Origin of the sequence: Pseudomonas sp. YuFO8 (assembly GCF_035065025.1) — a bacterium.
Classification (GTDB): Bacteria; Pseudomonadota; Gammaproteobacteria; order Pseudomonadales; family Pseudomonadaceae; genus Aquipseudomonas; species Aquipseudomonas putida_AE.
In genome coordinates, this window is sequence record NZ_JAXDEQ010000159.1 from 1 (window position 1) to 419 (window position 419).

A 419-nucleotide genomic window follows, 5' to 3' on the forward strand; every position below is an offset into this window, starting at 1 on the left:
CACATAGCCTGGCTTCGAAAGCTGCTGCTCCAACACGTCCGCGGCGTTGGTCTTGGCGATCAGTTTGGTTTCGAAATCCAACCCCGGCGACATGTCCCAATAGGCATGGCTGGGCCGTGCGTAGCAGTAGATACAGCTATATTCAAAATCCGAAACATTTTATTGATTTGCGTCTGGCTTTGAGAAAACCTTTTTAAAAATGAATATTACCAACCAAGTAATTGTTGAAATTGCAAAAATGAATATAAATGGTGCAATGCGCTGAACCTGACTTGCGTCATAAGTTCCATTCATTGAAGCATTAACCGCAAGACCGAGATTAATCAAAATCACCAAAAGAGAACCAATCGATAAAAACCTTAACAGTTTCATTCTCACTATTCCTTATTAGTTGGTTCTTCGGATGGAGCAAAAAAAAT

The 419-nt window shown here is 40.8% G+C and carries 1 protein-coding gene and 1 pseudogene; both read right to left on the reverse strand.

Annotated features, from left to right (window positions below; translation table 11 throughout):
* Positions 1-144: pseudogene (locus tag SOP95_RS31780) on the reverse strand (PA0069 family radical SAM protein); the annotation flags it as partial.
* A gap of 15 nt (positions 145-159) precedes the next feature.
* Positions 160-372 (reverse strand): hypothetical protein, encoded by a 213-nt coding sequence (locus SOP95_RS31785; RefSeq protein WP_323609554.1) that lies wholly within the window; start codon positions 370-372, stop codon positions 160-162.
* Between the last annotated feature and the right edge of the window lie 47 nt (positions 373-419).

Excerpts from the sequence above, each read along its gene's own strand:
- SOP95_RS31785 (WP_323609554.1), bottom strand. The coding sequence starts at position 372 with ATGAAACTGTTAAGGTTTTTATCGATTGGTTCTCTTTTGGTGATTTTG.